Raw genomic sequence first — 2,866 nt, forward strand, 5'->3', positions numbered from 1 at the left:
TTTACATCCAATTTTATCCCCTTTCCTATTTTTATATAATAATACTTTTTTATATAATAATACTTTTTTATATAATAATACTAGATGTTTATCTAGTATTATTATACCAAATTTATTTTATTATAGCCTTTTATATTTTTTTATGTTATACTATGTTTACAGTGTAAACATGACTTTAAAGGAGATTCTAGAATAATGAATTTTGATGTAATAGTTTTAGGTTCAGGAATAGCTGGACTAACTTGTGCTAGTAGATTATCCAAGTTAGGTTTTAAGGTTGGCGTATTCGAAAAACATCATATTCCAGGAGGATACGCTACAAATTTCAAAAGACGTGGATATAATTTCGATGTTTCTTTACATGGAATAGGAGGTTTAGATAAAGGTGGAAATACACATAATATCCTAAATCACTGCGGAGTTCTTAATAAAATAACCCCAATAAAGAATGATATTGCCTATAGTGTTCCATATAAAGGTAAATTAATTGATATACCTAATGATTTACATTTATACAAAACCTTACTCTTTGACCTTTTTCCAAATGAAGTTAGAAATATAGAAAAATTATTTAAAGATATAAATAAGTTTAAGTCTGGTTTTAAAACACTTATTTTAGATAAAAATTCTTCTATATTAAAAAAATTAAATACTGATTGCTTAATGTTTATTAAATGGAGTGGAAAAACTACAGATGAAGTAGTTAGAAGTTATGTTAATAACGATGATTTTATATATATATTTACTGCTCTATGGCCATATTATGGACTACCTCCAAAGCAACTATGTGCACTATATTACTTTATACCTTGGATTTCTTATCATATTTACGGAAAGTACTATATACAAGGTGGAGCTCAAAAACTATCAGATTCCTTTGTAGAAGTAATAACTGAAAATGGAGGGTCTGTAAATTTAAGATCTGAAGTTACATCTATAAACTTTGAAGATAATGAAGCTAAAAGTATAACTTTAAAAAATGGTGAAACTTTTACAGCGAAATATATAGTATCTAATATAAACCCAATTCATACATTTAACATGGCTAAAAACTATGTAGCTCCTAAAAAGTATATGGAAAAAATAACTAAGCCTACTATTGGATGTAGTTTGAGTCAATTATATATAGGTTTAGATTGTAATCCAAAAGATTTAAATATTCCAGTTGAGGAAGTTTTCTATTTTGATGTAGGAATGCCTGAAGAAAATTATCAATTATCTATAACTTCAAATTACGAAAAATGTGGAATGTTAGTTACAAATTATAGCAGTATGGACGAGTCATTAAATAAGTATGATAAAGGTGTTATAACAGTTACTATTATAGACAATTATAATACTTGGTCTAAAGACAAATCTGAGTATACTGCACAAAAAGAAAGTCTTCAGAATATTCTTATTAATAGGTTAGAAGAAAAGTTTCCAGGTATAAAAAATCATATAAGCGTGGCTGAGCTGGGAACTCCAAGAACTATGGAAAGATATACAAACAACCCAAATGGCGCTGTTTATGGTTATTCTCAAACTGTAAATCAAGCTGGTAGACATCGATTAACTCCTGATACACCTGTAGATAATCTATTTTTAGTTGGAGCATGGGTTAAGCCTGGAGGAGGCTACGAGGGTAGCATATCTTCAGGTATTACTGTCGCTCAAAATATCTATAATAAATTAAAGTGCAAATAAAAATTCTATGTTATACCAAAGGCTTTGAAAACATTATTATGAAATATAATGTAAAGATAGTGGTTAGCCGATATAAATAATGCAAGAATCAATCAAAGGGAGGAAACTATGAATACACTTATGAAAACAGATAAATATGTGCATATCATATATTATGTTATAGCATTTTTTATTTATCTAGATATTATACTAGCAACATTTGCTCCTAATTCTCAAATAGGAATTATAGGTACTGGTTGTGTACTAGCTATAATACCAGCAATTATATCAACATTTATTGGAATTAAGAAAAAATCTTTTATTAAACTAATGATAAATATTGCGATTCCTATTGGAATTATCCTTATTTATTTATTTGGACCAGGAGTGTAAATGTAATTTATTTTAAATTATAAACTAAAGTATATCTGTATTTTAATCAATAGTGTGAGCTAACGGCTCACACTATTCAGATATTTGTTGCTAAGAGTTGTTGCCAGGATTGGGCTATTGGAGATTCTCCAGTAGCAAAGACGTAAACGTCTTCTTAGCCATTCATCAAGTTCTCATAAGGTACTCTTTTATCTGCTAGTTTAAAGTAACCTATCCAACCGACAATTAACTGTTTCAATCCTTTATCCATGTATTCCTTACACTTATATAAATCTAAATGCAGCTACTTACACATTAGCCAAAACACCCTCTGCCAATTCATGTAATCTAGTTTTCAAGTCTTCACCCATTCTACCGACTCTTTCCTAAACGAAAAAAAGACCAAGTATCTCTACCTGATCCTAATCATTCTTCATGCAGTCTACGGGACTTGACCCTTATACTTCGTCATTAATCTGCTACCATATTTATTTTCCAATTCCAGTAAAACTCCCCTTACTTATGATACGGTTCACCGTATCGTATCTAAAGAAGAGTTTTACTGTTTTTTCCTTCATTGCTTTTGTGATGAATCCCATTATACAAAAGCAAACACCACATTATCATTTATTTTTTTAGCCAATCCAGTTCCGTGTTTTTCAACTTACCTGAATCTAATTTATTAATTTTCTTTATTATGTGGCATAGTTATAACCACTTGTTCAGCGGTAATTATCACTAATTTTCTATTAGTATCAGCAATATAATATGTATCACCATCTTGTTTAACGACAATACAATCGTAACTAAAATTCCCATTTAATATATT

At 29.1% G+C, this 2,866-nt stretch carries 2 protein-coding genes; both read left to right on the top strand.

All coding sequences use genetic code 11. The annotated features are described in order from the left end of the window. Positions 1 to 195 precede the first annotated feature (195 nt). The gene (locus tag ACW2QF_RS19175; RefSeq protein ID WP_455717621.1) at positions 196 to 1,686 is read left to right on the top strand and encodes a phytoene desaturase family protein; all 1,491 of its coding nucleotides are present in this window, start codon (positions 196 to 198) and stop codon (positions 1,684 to 1,686) included. Positions 1,687 to 1,794: 108 nt separating this feature from the next. Then, entirely contained in the window at positions 1,795 to 2,058 is a 264-nt protein-coding gene (locus ACW2QF_RS19180; protein WP_455717622.1) for a hypothetical protein, read from the top strand. The last annotated feature ends 808 nt before the right edge of the window (positions 2,059 to 2,866 follow it).

The organism is Anaerosporobacter sp. (genome assembly GCF_965301125.1).

Coding starts and splice junctions, on each gene's coding strand:
- ACW2QF_RS19175 (WP_455717621.1), top strand. CDS start 196: ATGAATTTTGATGTAATAGTTTTAGGTTCAGGAATAGCTGGACTAACT.
- ACW2QF_RS19180 (WP_455717622.1), top strand. CDS start 1,795: ATGAATACACTTATGAAAACAGATAAATATGTGCATATCATATATTAT.